The following is a 20528-nucleotide window of genomic DNA, read 5'->3' on the forward strand; positions in this document are numbered from 1 at the left end:
GTTTTTTTGAGATGAAAATTAATATCTTTAACCCGTTAACTATTAAAAATTAATTATAACAAAGATGAAAAAAGTAGTAAATGTCCTATCCGTAACAGGATTTATGTTTTTTGGAGCTATTCAATCAACTTTCGCACAAGAAGCAGCTGAAGAGTCAAAAACTTTCCACCAAGAATTAAAACAACGTTTTATAGAAGGTGGCCCAGAATTTATGGGAATTGTATTAGTAGCCTTAATTTTAGGTTTAGCAATTGCAATTGAAAGAATTATTTATTTAAACTTGGCAACAACTAATACTAAGAAATTAGTAGCTAGTGTAGATGAAGCTTTAAGTTCTGGTGGTGTAGAAGCTGCTAAAGAAGTTTGTAGAAACTCTAAAGGACCAGTTGCATCTATCTTTTACCAAGGTTTAGACAGAGTAGATGAAGGAGTAGATGCTGCAGAAAAAGCTGTAGTTTCTTATGGAGGAGTTCAAATGGGACTTTTAGAGAAAAACATTTCATGGCTATCTTTATTTATTGCTTTAGCACCGATGCTTGGGTTTATGGGTACGGTAATTGGTATGATTCAGGCTTTTGATATGATTGCAGTAGCAAATGATATTTCTCCTGGAGTAGTAGCAGTTGGTATTAAAGTAGCATTATTAACAACCGTATTTGGTTTAATTGTAGCTATTATTTTACAGATTTTTTATAATTATATCGTTTCTAAAATCGATAGTATTGTAAACAACATGGAAGATGCATCTATTCAATTAATAGATTTATTAGTGAAATATAAAAAATAAGATACATTATGAAAAATAATTTATCAAAAATTTTAAACATATTTATAGCTGTAATAGCTGTAATTGGAGCCTTTCTCTTTATCAACATCTTTATGAGTGATGAGGGAGACACAGCAGCCTTAAGTGGTTCTGTTGGTAGTATAGTGACATTTTCTACTATATTACTTTACTTTGCAGTAGGTACAACATTGTTGCTATCTTTATTTAGCCTTTTTACAAATCCAGAAAATTTGAAAAAGACTTTAGTAGGAGTTGCTGCTTTAGGTGTAGTATTAGTTTTTGCTTACTTTTTAGCAGATAGTAGTGCTGTGCTTGATACACAAGGAAAAGTACTAGAAGGTGGAGAAGCAGGTACTTCTAGTAACCAATGGGTAGGAACAGGTATATGGTATAGCGTTTGTCTAGGCCTAGTAGCTAGTTTGTTCTTTGTATACGATTTAGTAAAAGGATTAATAAAATCATAATAATATGGCAAGAAGAGAGAATCCAGAAATTAATGCAGGTTCTATGGCAGATATTGCCTTCTTGCTGTTAATCTTTTTCTTAGTAACAACAACCATGAATGTGGATTCAGGAGTTTCCAAAAAACTTTCTGAAAAACCACCAGCAGATTATGTACCACCTGTTATTAAAGAAAAAAACATTTTTGAGGTAAACATTAATAGAAATAATGAGCTTTTAGTTGAAGGCGAAAGAATGGATATTAAAGACCTAAAAGAAGCTGCTATTGCTTTTGTAGACAATGGTGGAGGTGAAGGTAAAGTTGAAAATGGTGTTGCTAGTGGACCATGTGCTTATTGTAAAGGTGAAAGAAGTGATGATTCTTCAGATCACCCTAACAAAGCAATTATATCGGTACAGAGTGATAGATTAACAGAGTATGGAACTTATTTAACTGTTCAAGATGAATTGTTAAAAGCTTATAGTTTTTTAAGAAATAGATTAAGTGTTGAGAAATACAAAATCCCTTTTGAAGAACTTGAAGAAGCTTATAAGGATGATAGGACTAATGAAAATTTGAAGAATAGAGTTGAATTTATTAAAACAGCTTATCCTCAGATTATTTCAGATCAAGAACCTACAAATTAATTTTTAAAATTTAACAGTATGTCTAAATTTAGAAAAAAGAAGAAAGGAATGCCAGGAGTAAATACTGCAGCTTTACCTGATATTGTATTTATGTTGTTATTCTTTTTCATGGTAACTACTACCATGAGAGAAACTTCTTTACAGATTGATGCTCCAAGGTTACCTTCGGCAACAGAAGTAAAGAAATTAGAGCATAAAAGTTTGGTAACAACAATTTATGTTGGTAAAGCAAAGGATGCTAAATATGGTACGAGTTTTAATAGAATTCAATTGAATGATAAAATTGCTACTGCGGATGAAGTTCCTGCATTTATAATAAATGCAAGATCTAAAGTTTCTGAAGCAGAAGTTCCATTTATGACAACTTCTATTAAGGCAGATACAGAATCTAGTGTTGGTACAATTACAGACATTAGATTAAAATTAAGAGACGTAAATGCTCTTAAAATTAGTTATTCTGCTTCTAAAAAGACTGAGTAATCTATATAATATAATTTTTAAGGAAAAGGATAATTCAATGGATTATCCTTTTTTTTATGTTTTTTTTTTTAAATTAAAATGTATTAATGAAATATTCTATATTTATAATTCGTTAAATTTATATATGAAAACAGTTTTAACTCTCCTTTTAATATTAATTAATGTATTTGGAGCTTTTGCCCAGAAAGACTCCTTAAATCTAGGTGACAGATATGCAGAAGATCAAATTTATATTGGAGTTTCTTACGCACAATTTGTAGATCAACCACAAGAAATATCTAAAAGTAATTTTTCCTATGGACTTTCTATTGGGTTTATGAAAGATGTAATTCTAAATAAACAGGGTAGTATATCTGTAGCAGCAGGAGTAGGGTATGGATTTGATTTTTTTAATCATGAGCTTAAAGTAGAAGAAATAAATAACACAACTACTTTTAGTAGTGATGCTAGTATTAGTGCTAATTTGTTTAAATCACATAACTTAGAGTTTCCATTAGAATTTAGATGGAGAACTTCTACAGCGACTAAATATAGTTTTTGGAGGGTGTATGGTGGTATTAAATTCTCTTACAACTTTGCTAATAGATTTCAATTTGATAATGATAGCAATAATACTTTTAAATTCAAGAATGTTTCTAGTTATAATAAATTGCAGTACGGCTTAACACTTTCTACAGGTTATGATGAGTTTAATATAAACCTTTACTATGGTTTAACACCAGTTTTTAAAAATAGTACTATAAGCGGAGAAGTTATAAATACTAAAATATTAAAATTTGGACTAACTTTTTATCTTTTATAAGAAGTAGTATACAATACTTTGATGTAAATAAACCTTACAATACTTAAATAAGCTTCTTTTAATGTATGGTTTTTTAACTGTAATCTTACACTAAATAGGATACCAGATAGTATTAAGGCCGATATAATTACTTCTATTAAATTCTGATGATATGATATGGGAAGTGTAAAAAATAAGTCTGTAAAGATCCCTAAAGAAGTTAAAATGTTCTCTTTTTACCTTAAAAGAAAATATTAAATATATAATGACAAACCCAATGTGATTGTATAATAAAGATTGCTAGATCTGATAATTTTGTCGTTTTATATAAGATATTAGTTAATAATTAGAAACCACAGCAATTAGTGTTTTTTATTTCTAAATGCTTTCTACGTTAAAAATTTTATAAAGTTAAATTTTTTAATTAATATGATCAATAATAAAGGTATTAGGTAGCTTGTTACAAAAATTAGGATCATAAAAGAAAATTTCTAAGTACTATTAAAATTTTTTTGAATGAATATAAAAATTAATAATACCTCAATTTTGGGGCTTTCAATTAGTTTTAATATTGCACATAAGAGTTTGTGAAATTTCACATTAAAGCTTGTTTATATGTTGGTATTTTATCTTTTATTATATTAATTTAACCTGGTAGAGAACAAATTTTAAGCTATCAGCAAAAGATACTAATGTTATAAATAGTATAGATTTAAGATTACTTCTTTTATTTTAACGATAACATTCTTCCTAAATTTTATTTTTGATTGATTCTAGTCTTGATTTGTTATTTATTGTTTCCAAAATAGCTTAAATTAAATACCTTTCTAATAATATAAACAAAGATTTACTGCCTTAGCATTTACACTTATTAAGTTATTTCAACAAAATTTTAACAGTGCGTTTTTTTAGCCATATTTCTAATATTTACTGTTTAATGCACTCAATTTGGGGTAATTTTTATACTTATATATAGATATAAAAGAAAGCAGTATTATTAGTTGTCTTAGGCTATTTTTAATGTCTTGTTACTAGTTTTCAAAGGGTTGTCTTAGAATTTGAATTGTTATTTTGGTCCGTATAAACTTAATCTTTTTATCAAATTTTAAAAATAACTTAGATCATTTTATATGTTGCACCTTTTGTAATTTATACTGCACAAACGTAGTAAATACAGGTTAATGCAACATTAATTACATTAGATGCTTTAATTTTATTTATTATTTCTTTAAGATTTCTTTAACATTGAGGACGGCTTAGCAACGTACTATAACTAGATGAATAACAGTGCGTTTTTAAAAAGAGCGGTTAATATAATGGTATGAAGTAAAAACAATGAAATTATGTATTAGTTAGATTTAGGCCATGTTAAGTAGAGTTACTAAAAGAGTAAAATTGGCCGGTTAAAACAAGTATCAACCAAAACTTATAGATATAAGTTATTAAAAAAAGATTTAAATGTATGACAAAACAAATCCTTTATGCAAAACAGCCCTTTTTCGGTTTTAATTTGTGCAGTAAAACGGGGCTCTTTGTATTACTCATTTTATGTCCCATTTTACTATTTGGGCCAATGAGAATCCTCAGAAGACTGTTACTGTTAAAGGTTTCGTAACCGAGGCATAAACGAGTATACCAGCTATTGGTACTAATATTCTACAACAAGGTAGTAGAAATAGTGTAGTAACGGGTTTTGATGGTATTCTTACTTTGTGTCTGTTTATATTGCAGATAATATTAAAATATAGGTTTAAATTACTAAATATGTAATATTTGTTATAAAAATAGTAGTTTTGTAACAAATATTAGGGGTAATTTTCTATATAAAAAGGGTAAAATTTTAAAACTATCACTATATTACAGTATAACTTAAGTGTTAAAGTTTTGTAAAATTGTGCATGTTATTATAAGTTTCTTTTCTAGATTCTTATTTCAATCGATTCAAATTATAATTAAATTTAAAACAAAAAATGAAGCAAAAACTAAAAAACGAGAAACCAGTTTCGGGATTTATGTTGTTACTCGCACTTGTTTTCTGCAGTTTTACAGCTGTTAATGTGCAAGCACAGGAAAAGATTACGGGTGTTGTCACAGATCTAAGCGGACTAACCTTACCAGGAGTAAGTGTAGTGCAAAAAGGAACGACTAGGGGAACAACAACAGATTTTGACGGAAACTATTCTATTGAATTAACTTCGGGAACCAAAACGTTAGTGTTTTCTTATCTAGGATTTAAAACTTTAGAAATGGCAGTTACAGGTAGTACTACAATTAATGTAGAACTAGGAGAAGATGTAGCTAGTCTAGATGAAATTGTAATTGTCGGTTACGGTAAACAAAAGAAAGAAAGTGTGGTAGGTTCTATCGTGCAAGTCTCAGGAGATAAACTGTTAAAGTCTGGTGGTGTATCTACTGTAGGGCAAGCACTTACAGGGCGTTTACCAGGTGTTACCACTGTATCTTCTACTGGTCGTCCAGGAGAAGAGTCTCCAGATATTTTTATTCGTGGAAAGAGTAGTTGGAACGGAAGTGGGCAACCACTTATTTTGGTAGATGGTATAGAGCGTAGTATGAACGATGTAAATGCCAATGATGTGGAGAGTATCTCTGTATTAAAAGATGCTTCTGCTACTGCTGTATTTGGTGTAAAAGGAGCTAATGGGGTTATTCTTATTACTACAAAACGTGGTAAAATTGGTAAGGCTCAACTTTCTTTAACGGCTAGTTCTACTTTGAAAAAGCCATCTAAATTACCAGGAAAATACGATTCTTATAATGGTATAAAAGTTGCCAATGAGTCTATTGAGCGTTCTGTACCTGCTAATGAGGGAGCTTGGAAATTTTATGTACCTGAGTCGATTGCAGATAGATATAGAAATCCAATTAATGATACTGATCAGTATGTGTATCCAAATGTAGATTGGATAAAAACAACTCAAAAGGATTTCGCCATGGATTATAAGGTAGATCTTTCTATTAGAGGTGGTACTGAAACTGTAAAATATTTTGGAGCAATTAACTATAACCACGTAGGGGATATTTATGACGCAAATGCCTTTGATACTGGAAGAGGTTATACTACAGAGTTTTCTTACAATCGTTTTAACTTTAGAAGTAATATAGATTTTGACATAACAAAATCTACGCGTCTTTCTGTAAACCTTTCTGGTTATTATGGAGTTCAAGGAGGTACAAGTGTTGATAGATCATTACTTAACAATAGTATTTATGAATTGTCGCCAGATTTGTTTTATCCTTTATATCCTGATGGTTCTTATGGGCGTGCAGATCCTAACAGATATGATGTTCTTAACCCTGCGGTTTCTTTAACAGCAAGAAGTGATGTCAATGAACATAGGGTACAGGTAAATACAGATTTTATCCTACAACAAAAATTAGACTTTATTACAGAAGGTTTAAGTTTAAGAGGTTCGTTATCATTTGATAACAACTTTAGAGGTAATGAGGGGATTGATGATCCTAAAGTTGATGCAGATGATAATGTGGTTTTTAAGATTTATAATGATGATGGAACCTTTTATTATGTGACACCTTCAGGTGAAAATCAATTTGATTATGTGGTTCAACCATGGTCTAGAAACGGATTGACAATTAATGATAATAATTCTAGTAGACGTTTGTTTTATCAGCTTTCTTTAAATTATGATCGTGTTTTTGGAGACAAACATACCGTAGGTCTGTTAGCTTTAATGAATAGAGAAGAGTATGCTATAGGTAATGAATTTCCAAGATATAGGGAAGATTGGGTGGCCAGAGCTACCTATAATTATGATAGTCGTTACTTTATTGATGTGAATGGAGCTTATAACGGATCGGAGAAATACGGACCAGGTTTTAGGTTCGATCTTTTTCCTTCTGTAGCACTAGGTTGGATGGTAACTAATGAGAATTTTATGAGCGGAACAGAAAGTTGGTTAAACAAACTTAAGATTCGTGGTTCTTACGGTGTTGTAGGTGATGATTCTTCAGGTGGTAGATGGGGTTATGTTTCTCAGTGGGGAAGTGGAGGAAGTGCTTTTTTGAACAATAGTAACAAATGGGATAAATCTCCTTATACTTTTTATAAAGAAGCTATAATCGGAAACCCTAATTTGCAATGGGAGACCTCAACGAAAGCCAATATTGGTTTTGAATTAGCTGCATTAAATAATATGTTTACCTTAGATGTGGATTTCTTTAAGGAGGATCGTGATAATATTGTTATCCCTGCTAATGACCGTAGTGTTCCTAGTTTTTTTGGTTTTCAGCCGCCAGATGTTAACTTAGGTAAAACGACTGTAAAAGGTTTGGAGATGGTTCTTAATTATAATCAACAACTTACAGAGAATTGGAGTGTTAATGGAAATTTTGCCTACACTTATACCAAGGATGAGATAATTTATAAGGAAGATCCTAAACTTAGACCTTCATATCAAAAAGAGGCAGGATTTTCTATAGGTCAACCGCGTGAATTAATAAGGGGAGATCTATTAGAGAATTGGGATGATGTATATGGTTCGTATCCTCAAGAGAGTAACCAAAGTGCACGTAGACCTGGTTTCTATGATGAGCAGGATTGGAACATGGATGGTTTTGTAAGTGGAGATTATGACCAAGTACCTTTTGGATATACAGAACGTCCTCTAAATACTTTTAACTTAAGCTTTGGTGCTAATTACAAGAAATTTAGTTTTAGTGTTCAGTTTTATGGGGTTAACAATGCTACCAAATCATATCAAGACAGAACATTTGTTGGTGAATCTCACTTATACTTTGATTTTCTTTCAGACTATTGGAGCAAAGATAATCCTGATGGAGAACATGTTCTTAGTGGATTTAATAACACACAACACAGTACAGATTCTTATAGACAATGGTATGATGCATCATTTATCAAATTACAAAATATGGAATTTGCATATACTTTTGATTCCAAAGAAGGTAGCAGCTATAGGTTGTTCCTAAACGGAAACAATTTGGCTTTCTGGTCAAAGCTTCCAGATGATAGATTGAGCAATGAAGATGGTAATTTTAGGGGTAGTTATCCTTCGTTTAGGAGAATTAACCTAGGGTTAAATATTAACTTTTAAGAGCGATAACAATGAAAAAAATATTTAAAATAATATGCTGCGTATTTTTGATAGGAACACTTACTGTTTCTTGCGAAGAATACTTAGATAAAACACTTGAAACCGACCTAAGTATCAATGAAGTCTTTAAAGATTTTAATAATTCTCAAGGTTGGGTAGAGGAAATGTATGCTATGATGGTTGATTATGCTGGAGCTTTCTGGCAGTACTACGGCTATTATGGTGAAGAATCGGTTAATAATCGTACTTGGATGTTCGATTTTGCAGTAGATCAAGGAGAATATGGTCAATGGGCAAATCAAAGAGGTATGTTTAAGATTGCCAAAGGTTCTGGTGGTAATGATGCAAAAGATACTAATGCAGACTATCCTTTTGATAGAAGTTCTGTTTGGGTAAGTAGCTGGAAAGGTATTAGAAAAGCAAACATAGCTATTGAAAATGTAGAGACCTTAATGGTAAATGCTACGCAACAAGAAAGGAATGCTATTTTAGGACAGTCGTACTTCTTTAGAGCATTTTTTCATCATGAAATTATGAAATTCTGGGGTTCTATACCATATATAGACAGAGTTTTAGAGGATGATTGGCAGTTACCAAGACCTGCAGAATGGTCTGAAACAGCATTAAAAATAGATGAAGACTTTGATAAAGCTATTGCGTTACTTCCTATAGAGTGGGACGATGCAACTTGGGCTCCTGGAGCGAAGACTAGAGGACAGAATATGTTCCGTATAACCAAAGGTGCTGCGATGGCTATGAAAGGTAAGAATCTTTTATACGCAGCTAGTCCATTAATGCAAGGTAGTAGTAGTACCTATGGATATAATAAGGAATTGAGTATGAAAGCTGCAGAAGCTTTGGCTCAGGTAATACAAATGCCTAGGTATCAATTAGTGCCTTGGGATAATTATGGTTCTGTGTTCTATTCAGAGAACGGACAGTATCCTTATTCTTCTGAGTTTATTTTAAGTCAACCAGGAAACGTAGGTTGGTATCCTAAGTATTTACCGTCTATATGGCAGTTAACAGATGTTGCAATGAGTTCAGGTGATACAGGTGCAGCCCCTACCCATAACTATATCCATAATTATTTTGGAATGAAAGATGGGTTGGCATGTGATGATAGTCCTTTGTTCGATCCTCAAGATCCTTGGAAAAATAGAGATCCTCGTTTTAATAAATGGATTGTGGTAGATGGTGATCAGTTGATTGACAATATAGGAGCCGCTACTGGCGCTAATGAAGTACACCGATATGCCCAACTTTATAATGATGGAGCACACCGTAATCCTAATCAAAATACTGGTTCCCTAACAGGATATGGTATGAGAAAATGGTCTCCAAGAAATTTTAATAAGTTCGATAATGTAGAAGCATTTGGTTGGAGATCTCATGTAAGGCTTACCGACGTATACCTGATGTATGCAGAGGCTGCTGTAATGGCTTATGGCTTAGACGGAAAAGCACCTGGATTCAATATGTCTGCAGTAGACGCGGTAAACGCAATACGTGAACGTGCCGTTCCAGACGGTAGTTTAAATGTTAAACCACAGAATTTAACCAGTGTAAACAAATTTATGGATGAGATCCGTAGAGAACGTGCCGTAGAAATGAGTTACGAAAATCACCGCTGGATGGATGTAAGACGTTGGAAATTGGGTACAGAAATGAAATATCGTTTGAAAACAGGTATCCGTTTTGACCGAAATTCTGCTGGAAAACCAATCAACTTCCAAGAAGAGATAATACGTACTAAAGTTTTTGAGGAAAAACATTATTGGTTACCATTTCCTCAGAATGATACGGAATTGTACGCTGGATTCCCACAAAACCCGGGATGGTAAAATTAAAACTGTTTTCACTATTTGTTAATATAAATAATCTATGACACACTTTAATAAATATAAAAAATCATTGTTGTTCGGTTGCGTCTCTGTGATGTTTTCCCTTACATTATCCGCTCAGGACAATGATCTAACCGCAACAACTGATTCCATTAAAAGGAATACCAATAAAATGGTATCCAAAATTAAGGAAGAAGTAAACTTAGGATTCCAGAATCGGGAGAATATAGACGTGGTAGGTTCGATATCTACTATAGAACCCGGAGATTTCCTTAAGTATGATAACACCCAATGGGTTCGAGATGCTTTATCTGGTAGAATGCTAGGACTTAAAGGAAGCGACAACATTCGTGGTTTAGGTTCTGCCTTAATCGTTGTGGATGGTATTCCAGGTAGAAGCGTCGATTTGCTTAATATGGAAGAAATCAAGGAAATTACCATTTTAAAAGATGCCAATGCAGTAGCGCTATATGGTGCTATGGGTAAGAATGGGGTTATCGTTGTAACAACGAAACGTGGTACGGAAAAGCAAGAGTTTAATGTAAGTATTAGTTCGGGAATTAAAGCCCCTACTAGTATGCCAAATTATCTAGGCTCTGCTGAATATATGACGCTTTTTAATGAAGCTAGAGCCAATGATGGGCTAGCTCGGAATCCTGGTTTTACAGATGAAGCAATTGCAAATCATGCTAGTGGAACTAATCCTTTTAGATATCCTAATGTAGATTTCTACAGTAGTGAATATATGAAAGATTACGCTTCATTTACCAATGTAGTGGCAGATTTCTCTGGAGCAGTAGATGATACCAAATATTACATCAATCTTGGTTTTAAAAGCGATCAAACCATACAAAATGTTACCGATAATGATAAAGGTGTTAAGCGTTTTAATGTTCGTGGAAATATCGATTTTAGAGTAAATGACTGGATTAAGAGTAGCTTTGATATGATTGCTATTATTGAACAGAATACAACTTCTTTAACCAATCTTTATGATGCAGGAAATAATTTTAGACCTAACCTATATGCTCCTTTATTACCTATAAGCGCTATAGATGTTACCGGTAATCCAGAATTAGCAGGGGTATTACAGGCAGCCAAAAAATTTAATGGATTCCTTATTGGAGGAAATCAAAATTTTAAAGACAATGTGCCTTTGGGTAGTGTATATGCTGGAGGTAGTAGAACTAACGTAACAAGAATAAGTCAGGTAAACAATGCCATTGATTTTGACTTGAGTGCTATTACAGAAGGCTTATCTGCTAAAACATATTTAAGTTTTGATTTTTATAATTTATATAACACTAGTAGTGAAAACGACTTTGCTGCATACGAACCTACCTGGAACGATGATAATAAGATTGTAGGATTGGTAAACGTAAGGGAAAATGACCGTACAGAGCAAAATGAGAATATTAGTTCTAATCTGTTTACTATTCGTTATGGTTTCTACGGGATGATTAACTACGAGAAGATGTTAGGTAAAAATCACAAGATCAATGCTTCTATAATAGCGCTTGCTAATAGCACACAGGTTATAGATGAAGAGCAATCTGATAAGAATAACCATTTAGGAATGAGTGTTAACTATACGTACAAGAACAAATTGATGTTCGATTTTAATGCTTCTTACGTACATTCTATAAAATTAGCAGAAGGTAATCGTGGTAAGTTTGCTCCAACATTAGGTTTTGCATACGTACTTACTGAGGAAGATTCTTTAAAGGATTCTTCTTGGTTGAATTATTTAAAAATACGATCTTCTATGGGAGTTGTTTATTCTGATGTAGGTATTGATGGGTATTTTTTATATGATGCCATTTATCAACAAGATGGAGGTTCTTATAATTGGGGAGACGCATCAAATGGTTCTGGTTTCAATAATCAATACACCACAATAGACAGAGGACAGAACAATAATTTGGGTATGGAGAAAAGAATGGATTATAACCTTGGTTTTGAGGCCTTAATTGGTAAAAAATTATGGGTAGAGGCCAATGTTTTTAGATCAGATATGACAGATCAAGTAATCAATGCAACCACTGTGTACCCAGAATACTATGGAGGGTTTAGACCTTTCTCTAATTTTAACGCTGATAAATATTCTGGTTTTGAATTCGGTGCTAACTATTTGGATCGTTTTGGTAAGTTTGGGATGAACATCGGGGCTAGAGTATTATACACTAATTCTACTAGAAAGAAGGTAGATGAAGTTTATGCAGACGATTATCAGAATAGAGAGGGGAAACCTGTGAATGCTATTTTTGGTTTAGAGTCTATAGGCTTCTTTGGTGAAGATGATTTTAACACAGATGGTTCCCTTAATGCAGGTATACCTACTCAGTTCGGGGCATTACAGCCAGGAGATCTTCGTTATAAAGATATAAATAACGATGGAGTGGTAAACAATCAAGATGAAGTTTCTATAGGTAGATGGGATTCACCTTGGACATTCAGTTCTGATATTACCTTAGATTATGGTCCTTTTACGCTTTTTGCACTTTTAACTGCAGAAGTTGGTGGTAATGGTGTAGCCGATGGTAATTATTATCGCCCTCAAGGAGATCAAAAATACTCTGAAGTAGTTCGTGGTCGTTGGACACCAGAAACAGCTAATACGGCAACTTTTCCAAGATTGTCTTCCTTAACAAATACAAACAATTTTGGTAACAACTCTACCTTTTGGTTGTATGACAATAGTAACTTTAGGTTACAAAGGGTACAATTGACATATGATCTGCCAAAAAATTGGGTAGATAAGATGAACATGGAAGATTTTAGTGTGTACGCTTCCGGATCAAACTTGGCGGAGATTTCAAAAAATAAGGACATTCGCCAACTGCAATTGAATAATAGCCCAATGTACCGTTACTATTCTTTGGGACTTAGAATGAAGTTTTAACTAAAAAAATAGATTTTAGATATGAAAAATTTTTTTAAATATACAACGATAGCTATCGTTCTCTTATCCTTAGGAGCTTGTACTATCGAGCCTTTGGATGAAAATTTACAAGGAGAGAATCGATTGAACAATGATCCCTCCTTTGCCGAAGGCTTACTGCTTAATGGCTATGAGGGAATGCCAAATCAGTATTCTTTTAGTGACGTAGCTACAGACGATGCTGTTAATAACGTTGTTAACGATTTTAGACGTATGGCTACAGGAGAATGGAATGCTCAAAATGCATTTTCAAGTAGATGGGGACAGTATGAACAAATCCTATATTTGAACAATTTCATGGAAGTTATTGATAATGTATCTTGGAAAAGAGATACAGTTACCAATCAACTTTTTAAGGAAAGAATGCTAGGTGAAGCGATTGCCTTGAGAGGAATAAGACATTTCTGGATTTTACAAGAACATGGAGGAAAAAGCAATTCAGGCGAATTATTAGGAATACCTTATATTTCTGATTTCTTGTCTTTTGATGCTGATTTTAATATACCAAGATTAAGCTTTCAAGAAACGGTGGCTCGTATCAATACAGATTTAGAGGAAGCCTTAGAGTATTTACCAATGGATTGGGATGGTGATCTTTCAAAGCGCCCCTCAAGATATGACGGTATTGATACTGAAAGATATCAGTTTGTTTTTGGTAATTCTCAAGATGGACGTGTTAGTGGAAGGATTATCAAAGCTATTCAAGCAAAAATGAATATGTTAGCAGCTAGCCCCGCATTCTTAAACGGATCAGGAGGTAATTACCAAATAGCAGCTAATATTTTGGCTGATTTATTGAACGATAATGGAGGAGTAGCTGGATTAGATCCTAACGGGTTGACCAACTTTTATGATTTCCCAAACGGTACTCGTACATTTCCAGAAGTGCTGTGGAGAGAAAATGTATTTACTTCTGCATTTGTAGAGGAAAATAATTTTCCACCTTCTTTAAATGGAGATGGAGCTGTAAATCCTACTCAGAACTTAGTAGATGCATTTCCAATGTTAGACGGTACTCCGTTCTCTACTTCTCACCCAGATTACGATGCGGCTAACCCATACACCAATAGAGATCCTCGTTTGGCTTTGTATATATTGTACAACGGAAACGATCTTAATGGTAGAGTTATCAATACCGGTGTAGGTGGTGGTAGTAATGAAGTAGATAAGGTACAAGGTAAATCTACACGTTCTGGTTTCTATATGAAGAAATTGTTAGCTCCAGATTTAGTAATTAGTAACGATGGAAGTACAACCACAACAGAAAAAATGAATATTTATCTACGCTATACGGATCTATATCTATTGTTAGCTGAAGCTGCCAATGAATTGGGAGGTCCTGATAATATGGTAGATGGTATGAGTGCTCGTTCTATAATCGGTGCTATCCGATCTAGAGCTGGAGTAGGTCAAAGTAGTGGGGATGCTTATTTATCTAGTATTACTTCTAAAGCAGATATGCGAGAATTGATTAGAAACGAACGCAGATTAGAACTTTGTTTTGAAGGGTATCGTTTGTATGACTTAAGACGATGGGGTATTCTTAATACAATACCTAACGTTAAAGGAGCTAAATTTAATGGGGCCAATTATACAATTTTAAATGTGGAATCTAGAATTTATAATAGTAATGCTAACTACGGACCAATACCACAAAACGAGATAGTTAAATTTAACCAATTAGTACAAAACCAAGGTTGGTAACCTATTGGATAACCAGAAATAAATTAGATTTGGTTTAAGTTCCCGGTAGGTTACCGGGAACTAAATCCAAAAATATGTTTAATAACAATTAATTCTTCATTAATGAATACAAAAAATATAGTTTTATTAATAGGTGCTCTGATAGCTTTATCATGTAGCAATAGCGAACCTGAGTTTGATGATTTCGAGTTTCAAGGAGCTTATTTTCCTTATCAAAACCCAGCACGTACTCTAATCCTAGGAGATTATGATTTAGCCTTTAACGATAACGATAATGATCATAGGTTTGAAATAACAGCCTTAATGACAGGGGTGTATACTAACGATATAGAAAGAAAAATCTATTTTGAAGTAGATAATAGTATTTTAAACAACGTAGCTAATGTAAAGGCACTTCCTGCAGAGTATTACACGTTTGAAACTGTAAGCCCTGTATCTATTCCGGTAGGTTCTACCAAGGGTAGGATTCAGGTTCAATTACGTGATGCATTTTTTAAAGACACATTGTCGTTTGGAAAGGTAAATACTACTAATTATGTAATTCCTTTAGTAATGACTAAGGCAGATAATTTGGATACTTTGTCTGTAGGAAGAAGTTTTATAGCTAATCCAGATCGTCTAAATCCATTAGATTGGGATGTGCTTCCAAAGGATTATACCTTATTTGGTATTAAATTTATGAACAGATTTCATGGGAACTACCTTAGAAGAGGTAATGATATGATTACAGAGCCTACCGCTACAGTAGGAAGAGTATACAATGCAGATTTTGTAGAGAGAGATGAATTAACACTTTTAGAAACAGCTGGTATGGATAAGATTAAATATCAAAATCTTATTGGACGTGGTGAAAACTCTAGTCCAGGAAATGTTGTTATGGAACTTTCTTTTAATGCAGATAACACTTGTACTATAAGTAGTTATAAAAACGATCCTTATGGGGTTACAGGTACTGGTCAATTTGTTGAAGACGGAGATTCTTTTGGAGGAAATAAAAAAGATGTAATTTATTTAAATTATACTTATAAAGATGCCGTTAATGCAGAGACACATACCGTAAAGGATACTCTAGTAATACGAGATAGAACAGCTATTTTTGAAGAGTTTACAGTTGAACTTAAAGACCTATAGATAATGATAAAAAATATAAATAATTTACTATTTAAGCTCGTTGCCATTGTATTGCCTTTGGTATTATTGTGCACGTCTTGTAGTAGTGATGAAGAAAATTCCTATTCGAGATTAAGTGGTATTTCAATGAAAACGCAACCCAAAGTAAAGTATGTTTTGGGAGAAACATTAGACCTTACCAGTATGGTAATCACCTTAGGTGAAGGAGAGAGTGGTGAAGATATACCTTATGCTTCTTTTGACGCAAAAGGTATTACCACAGAGCCAGTTAATGGAAAAGTATTAGATTTTTCTGATGAAGCTCTGATTATAACAATAGATAATTCGGATAAAGGTATGATTCAAGCTATTGAGGTTACCAATGATATCGTAGAGCTAATTGTAAAAACTGAACCTAAGAAGAATTATGTAAGCGGAGAAAAATTAGATTTATCTAGCCTTTTAATTACTACGGTACAAGAGGATGGAACTACTACTGATGTAGCTTTTGCTGATTTTGGTAAAAAGTTTGGAACTACACCAATGAATGGTGATATTCTTGCAGTAAGTAATACAGCTGTTGTTATTTCTTATTTAGAAACAGAAGCAAAGGTTACTCAATCTATTAATGTAATTGCATTTGAACCGGTAAGCGCTACTTTAGTGACTGGTCCTACAAAAAACGTATATGATATAGGGGAAAGGTTGAATCTTGAGGGTACAGCTATTAATTATATGCTTCCAGGTGGACTTGAACTTGAGCTTTCTTTTGAAGATTTTGCTTCTTTTGGAGTTACGACCACGCCAGCCAATGAAGATAAATTGAAGGCTACGGATAATGAAGTTCAAGCAATGACAGGTTCTGGATTTGCGGTAGGAATACCTATAACAGTGAACGAAATTAATGTTACAGGAATGACTTTAGAGATGAAACCATCGAAAACTCTATATATTGCAGATGAATTGATAAATCTTCAAGATTTAAGCGTAAGATTAGCTATTTCTGGAAAAGAGGACTTAATTGTTAATTCACAAGATTTTGATATCTATGGTATTACTACAAACCCAGCAGAAGGAACAACTTATGTAGACGGTACTTCGGAAATCGTTGTTAGTTATCCAGGAATTACAGATACTATTTCCATATCCTTGGGATCGGAGATTTTGTACGAATCTAATTTCACTGACGGTATAGATGGTTGGACCAACCAAGGTTCTGATGGTGGTTCTTCTAATGTTTATGCTAAAGATGGAGTTATGATTTCTGATAATATTGTTGTAGGAGAACAGACATATTCTTTACAATTGTATAAACCAGGCATTACTTTGAAGAAAGGTGCAAAATATAAAATTACTATAGAATTAATGGCTGTTCCTGGTGAAGGAGGTTTTGATTTTAGTTTTAGTGTTGGTGATGGAGATGGACGTCATGGTTATTCAAATTACTACGGAAATGAGACTTTAGCACTTTCAGATTCAGAATCCACAAGATTTACTGGTGAGTTTACAATGTCTAATGACACTACAGATGCTGCTAGAATCTTATTGAATAATGGGTATCAAACCAACAGTGTTATAGTTAAGTATGTTAAACTTGAAGAGTTATAATTAAAATAATTACTTGGTTAATTATAAATAGGGTTAAGGCTAAGGAATGATAAAATCATTTAGTCTTGACCCTATTACTTTTTACATAGTATTGTAAAATAGAGAAGTCGTATTTAAAGTACAGATTTTATAAATTTAATATCAAAAAACATAAAAATGAATAATAACAATTTATTAAAGCATTCCTTAATAGTATTATGCTTAATTTCTTCACTATTAAGTTTTGCACAAAAATCAAAAATTAATATGCCTAAGGGGCGTATCGCTTTTAGTTCTGATGGAAATTTACATGATTCAGACGATTGGGGAGCAACCGCTTTTTCACTAGCACTTTTGCATTATGCAGATTTAGAAAAACGCTTTGTACATTATGATTATAATAATCATTTAGGAGACTCTAGAGAAAGTTGGGAGAAAATGATGGATGAGGCTGCTAAAGGTGGTGCTAAACGTTTTGGACTTGATGTTTCTAAAGTATTTAACGATCAAACTGAAAAGGAAGCTGCAATAGCCAATTTTGTTAAAGAAGCTAAAAAAAGCAGTAAAAATAACCCACTTTGGTTTATTTGCGCTGGTCCAATGCAAATGGCTTACAACTTAATAGAAGCTACACCAGAAAATAAACGTCAATTTATTTATGCCATATCTCATAGTACATGGAATGAAGATCATACCGATGGAGAAAATGAAAAAACCTGGGCAGATATGAAAAAGGATTTTCCGTCTGTAACTTATTATGATATTATTGACCAAAATAATGCAAATGGAGAAGATGATTTTAAATCACATATAAACAATTGGCAATGGTTAAAAAATAGCTCAAATAAAAATTGGCAATGGTTATACAATATAGATGATACTTACCAAGTGGATGAGTTAGAGAATTGGGATTCTAATACAGAAAAACATTTTGATATTTCGGATACTGGTATAACATATTGGTTAATTACTGGAGGCCCAGATAATGGAAATGAAAAAGGAGGTTGGAAAGAAGTGAAAGCTCTTTTTGAAAACAAACCTATTGAAATGACTAATCCAACACCAGAGGTTAAACTAACCTCTAACGATTTTATTTTTATAGAAGCAGAAAACACAACTTCCGATTTACAAGAATGGAACGTTTTAAAAAAGGGAGATGCTCTTTATACTGAAAAAGCTTCTGGGTTTGCACATATTGAGTTTACAGGTAATATGGCGAATACGGGAGAACCAAATTCACCTTTAGAATATACTTTTGTGGCACCTAAAGATGGAAATTTTAGGTTATTAATGATGAGCAGTAAGCGATTGGAAGGAGCGCAGGGTGATTGGTGTAATGATGGTTTTGTTAAAATGAAAGGAGATTTTACTTCAGAAACAAATTTATCTAAAGCGGAGCTAGAAGATTATATTAAATATTTTCAAGAGGGGAGTACAAATACACCAGAATTAGAATGGCATTGGGGACAACGCGCAGAAAAAGGGACACACACGTTTTTTAATTTAATCTATGGATTAAAAAAAGGAGAAGAATATACGTTAACCTTAGCAGGTAGATCAAAACGATTTAGTGTTGATTATTTAGTGTTTTATGATGCAGATAAATTGAGTTTAATTGATGCCAAAGCACTTTTTAAAAATCAATAACTAGAATATCAGATTGGTATTATAATAAAAAGACCTACTCTTAATTTTCGTAATTAAGAGCAGGTTTTTTTTATTCTATTTTAGATGTATTTTAAACAATTGTTTACATAGCTCTAAAGCATCTAGTAGTAAATGATATTCTTCTTTTTTTTATGCATTTAATAAATGCGAAGTAGTTTTTTTTACTTGTAGTCTCTTACAAATTTACGATAGTGAATAATATCTTGAATAGTTAATACCATCAAATCGTGTTCACCTGCAAACGAAATAATAGTGTCCTTTTTTGCCATTGTTCCGTCGTCATTCATTAATTCACAAAGCACAGCTTCTGGTTTTAAGCCTGCTAATTTCATTAAATCTACGCTACCTTCAGTATGCCCTTTTCTTTCTAGAACACCGTTATTTTTAGCTCTTAATGGAAAAATATGACCAGGTTTTGCTAAATCATTACTTGTAGCATTTTCATTAGATGCTACTTTTATGGTTGTTAATCTATCTTTAGCCGAAACCCCTGTAGTTACGCCTTCTTTTGCTTCTATAGAGACTGTAAAAGGTGTTTGATAGCTACTAGTGTTTTCCGTTACCATATAAGGAAGCTTAAGTAAATCTGCTTTTTCGTTGGTTAAACAAAGGCAAACAATACCGCTACATTTTCTAATCATAAGTGCCATATGTTTATTGGTCATATGGTGTGCAGAGAATACTAAATCACCTTCATTTTCTCTGTCTTCGTCATCCATTAAAATAATTCCTTTTCCATTTCTAAGATGCATCAATACTTTTTCTACCCGCTCTTGACTATTTTTATTAACTGTTTGTAATGTATCTAATTCTGCAAGTACCATTTTATATTTTTATAATTGAATTGCAAAATTAATGTTGTCTTAAGTCAGATTATTTGACCTAGGTCAATAAATTCATTTTATTTTAGAAAATAACTAAGCTTTAGTTTTATGACAAATCTGTAAATGATAATATGTTTTTAGATTTCTTGTTTAATTTATCGCTATACCTAGTTTGTTTAATTACTTAAAACAATTAATAAGCTAATAAGTAGCAATTTCTTAGAACTTCATTTTTATTAAAACTGCTAAAGGTAATTTGGCTTCTTTTGATTGGTAGTAACATCAAAAAAAACTCTTTTTAAAACGTACATCTTTCAATACTTACTTCAGTATTAATTTTTAATTGACTTTCATTTTAAAGATTAGCAAGAGCATCTATAAAATCATTGTAAGAATAATGTACTCATTTATCCTGTAATCCTAATTTAGTTATAATAGCACAAGAAGCTACTAAAGTGTAACAATTATTAGAGGGTAGTTTAGACTACTTGTATAAATTATTTTGGTTACTGTTGCCGTAAAAGCTAACGGCCATAACATTGTTATGGCCGTTTAATTCTTGAGAGTAAACTCTATAATACTTATTAAAGTTAATATAAATATTGTTGCTTTTTTATCCTATT

At 32.7% G+C, this 20528-nt stretch carries 13 protein-coding genes; 12 read left to right on the forward strand and 1 reads right to left on the reverse strand.

Annotated elements, in window-relative coordinates; genetic code table 11:
- Window positions 1–64 precede the first annotated feature (64 nt).
- The 12 genes from GQS58_RS06570 (at window position 65) to GQS58_RS06625 (ending at window position 19060) form a co-directional block, all read left to right on the forward strand.
- Window positions 65–787, forward strand: coding sequence for a MotA/TolQ/ExbB proton channel family protein (locus GQS58_RS06570; protein ID WP_166384110.1), 723 nt, complete (start codon window positions 65–67; stop codon window positions 785–787).
- Between the two features lie 8 nt (window positions 788–795).
- The gene (locus tag GQS58_RS06575; protein ID WP_166384112.1) at window positions 796–1251 is read left to right on the forward strand and encodes a hypothetical protein; all 456 of its coding nucleotides are present in this window, start codon (window positions 796–798) and stop codon (window positions 1249–1251) included.
- A gap of 4 nt (window positions 1252–1255) precedes the next feature.
- Window positions 1256–1876 (forward strand): ExbD/TolR family protein, encoded by a 621-nt coding sequence (locus tag GQS58_RS06580; protein ID WP_166384114.1) that lies wholly within the window; start codon window positions 1256–1258, stop codon window positions 1874–1876.
- Window positions 1877–1894: 18 nt separating this feature from the next.
- Complete coding sequence (locus tag GQS58_RS06585) at window positions 1895–2356, forward strand: ExbD/TolR family protein (protein WP_166384116.1); 462 nt, start codon at window positions 1895–1897, stop codon at window positions 2354–2356.
- 124 nt (window positions 2357–2480) lie between these two features.
- Window positions 2481–3158, forward strand: coding sequence for a porin family protein (locus GQS58_RS06590; protein ID WP_166384118.1), 678 nt, complete (start codon window positions 2481–2483; stop codon window positions 3156–3158).
- Between the two features lie 1949 nt (window positions 3159–5107).
- A complete protein-coding gene (locus GQS58_RS06595; protein WP_166384120.1) occupies window positions 5108–8227 on the forward strand; it encodes a SusC/RagA family TonB-linked outer membrane protein in 3120 nt (1039 codons plus the stop codon).
- Between the two features lie 11 nt (window positions 8228–8238).
- Window positions 8239–10071, forward strand: coding sequence for a RagB/SusD family nutrient uptake outer membrane protein (locus GQS58_RS06600; protein ID WP_166384122.1), 1833 nt, complete (start codon window positions 8239–8241; stop codon window positions 10069–10071).
- A 172-nt stretch (window positions 10072–10243) separates the two neighbouring features.
- A complete protein-coding gene (locus GQS58_RS06605) occupies window positions 10244–12973 on the forward strand; it encodes a SusC/RagA family TonB-linked outer membrane protein (RefSeq protein ID WP_166384124.1) in 2730 nt (909 codons plus the stop codon).
- A 21-nt stretch (window positions 12974–12994) separates the two neighbouring features.
- Window positions 12995–14716, forward strand: coding sequence for a RagB/SusD family nutrient uptake outer membrane protein (locus GQS58_RS06610; RefSeq protein WP_166384126.1), 1722 nt, complete (start codon window positions 12995–12997; stop codon window positions 14714–14716).
- Between the two features lie 102 nt (window positions 14717–14818).
- Window positions 14819–15847, forward strand: a complete 1029-nt coding sequence (locus GQS58_RS06615; RefSeq protein ID WP_166384128.1) for a DUF5627 domain-containing protein — start codon at window positions 14819–14821, stop codon at window positions 15845–15847.
- 3 nt (window positions 15848–15850) lie between these two features.
- Window positions 15851–17434 (forward strand): carbohydrate binding domain-containing protein, encoded by a 1584-nt coding sequence (locus tag GQS58_RS06620; protein ID WP_166384130.1) that lies wholly within the window; start codon window positions 15851–15853, stop codon window positions 17432–17434.
- A gap of 156 nt (window positions 17435–17590) precedes the next feature.
- Entirely contained in the window at window positions 17591–19060 is a 1470-nt protein-coding gene (locus tag GQS58_RS06625; RefSeq protein ID WP_166384132.1) for a hypothetical protein, read from the forward strand.
- 182 nt (window positions 19061–19242) lie between these two features.
- Here the strand turns inward: GQS58_RS06625 and ribB are convergent, their stop codons facing one another.
- Window positions 19243–19905: a 3,4-dihydroxy-2-butanone-4-phosphate synthase gene (ribB, locus tag GQS58_RS06630; RefSeq protein WP_166384134.1), complete on the reverse strand. Its 663-nt coding sequence runs from the start codon at window positions 19903–19905 to the stop codon at window positions 19243–19245.
- Window positions 19906–20528: the final 623 nt, after the last annotated feature.

The sequence above is a fragment of the Polaribacter sp. 11A2H genome (genome assembly GCF_011379025.1).
Lineage (GTDB): Bacteria > Bacteroidota > Bacteroidia > Flavobacteriales > Flavobacteriaceae > Polaribacter.

Bases quoted from the DNA above. Each gene is read 5' to 3' on its own strand.
- GQS58_RS06600 (WP_166384122.1), top strand. From the start codon at position 8,239: ATGAAAAAAATATTTAAAATAATATGCTGCGTATTTTTGATAGGAACA.
- GQS58_RS06570 (WP_166384110.1), top strand. From the start codon at position 65: ATGAAAAAAGTAGTAAATGTCCTATCCGTAACAGGATTTATGTTTTTT.
- ribB (WP_166384134.1), bottom strand. From the start codon at position 19,905: ATGGTACTTGCAGAATTAGATACATTACAAACAGTTAATAAAAATAGT.
- GQS58_RS06585 (WP_166384116.1), top strand. From the start codon at position 1,895: ATGTCTAAATTTAGAAAAAAGAAGAAAGGAATGCCAGGAGTAAATACT.
- GQS58_RS06625 (WP_166384132.1), top strand. From the start codon at position 17,591: ATGAATAATAACAATTTATTAAAGCATTCCTTAATAGTATTATGCTTA.
- GQS58_RS06575 (WP_166384112.1), top strand. From the start codon at position 796: ATGAAAAATAATTTATCAAAAATTTTAAACATATTTATAGCTGTAATA.
- GQS58_RS06595 (WP_166384120.1), top strand. From the start codon at position 5,108: ATGAAGCAAAAACTAAAAAACGAGAAACCAGTTTCGGGATTTATGTTG.
- GQS58_RS06590 (WP_166384118.1), top strand. From the start codon at position 2,481: ATGAAAACAGTTTTAACTCTCCTTTTAATATTAATTAATGTATTTGGA.
- GQS58_RS06580 (WP_166384114.1), top strand. From the start codon at position 1,256: ATGGCAAGAAGAGAGAATCCAGAAATTAATGCAGGTTCTATGGCAGAT.
- GQS58_RS06620 (WP_166384130.1), top strand. From the start codon at position 15,851: ATGATAAAAAATATAAATAATTTACTATTTAAGCTCGTTGCCATTGTA.
- GQS58_RS06610 (WP_166384126.1), top strand. From the start codon at position 12,995: ATGAAAAATTTTTTTAAATATACAACGATAGCTATCGTTCTCTTATCC.
- GQS58_RS06615 (WP_166384128.1), top strand. From the start codon at position 14,819: ATGAATACAAAAAATATAGTTTTATTAATAGGTGCTCTGATAGCTTTA.
- GQS58_RS06605 (WP_166384124.1), top strand. From the start codon at position 10,244: ATGGTATCCAAAATTAAGGAAGAAGTAAACTTAGGATTCCAGAATCGG.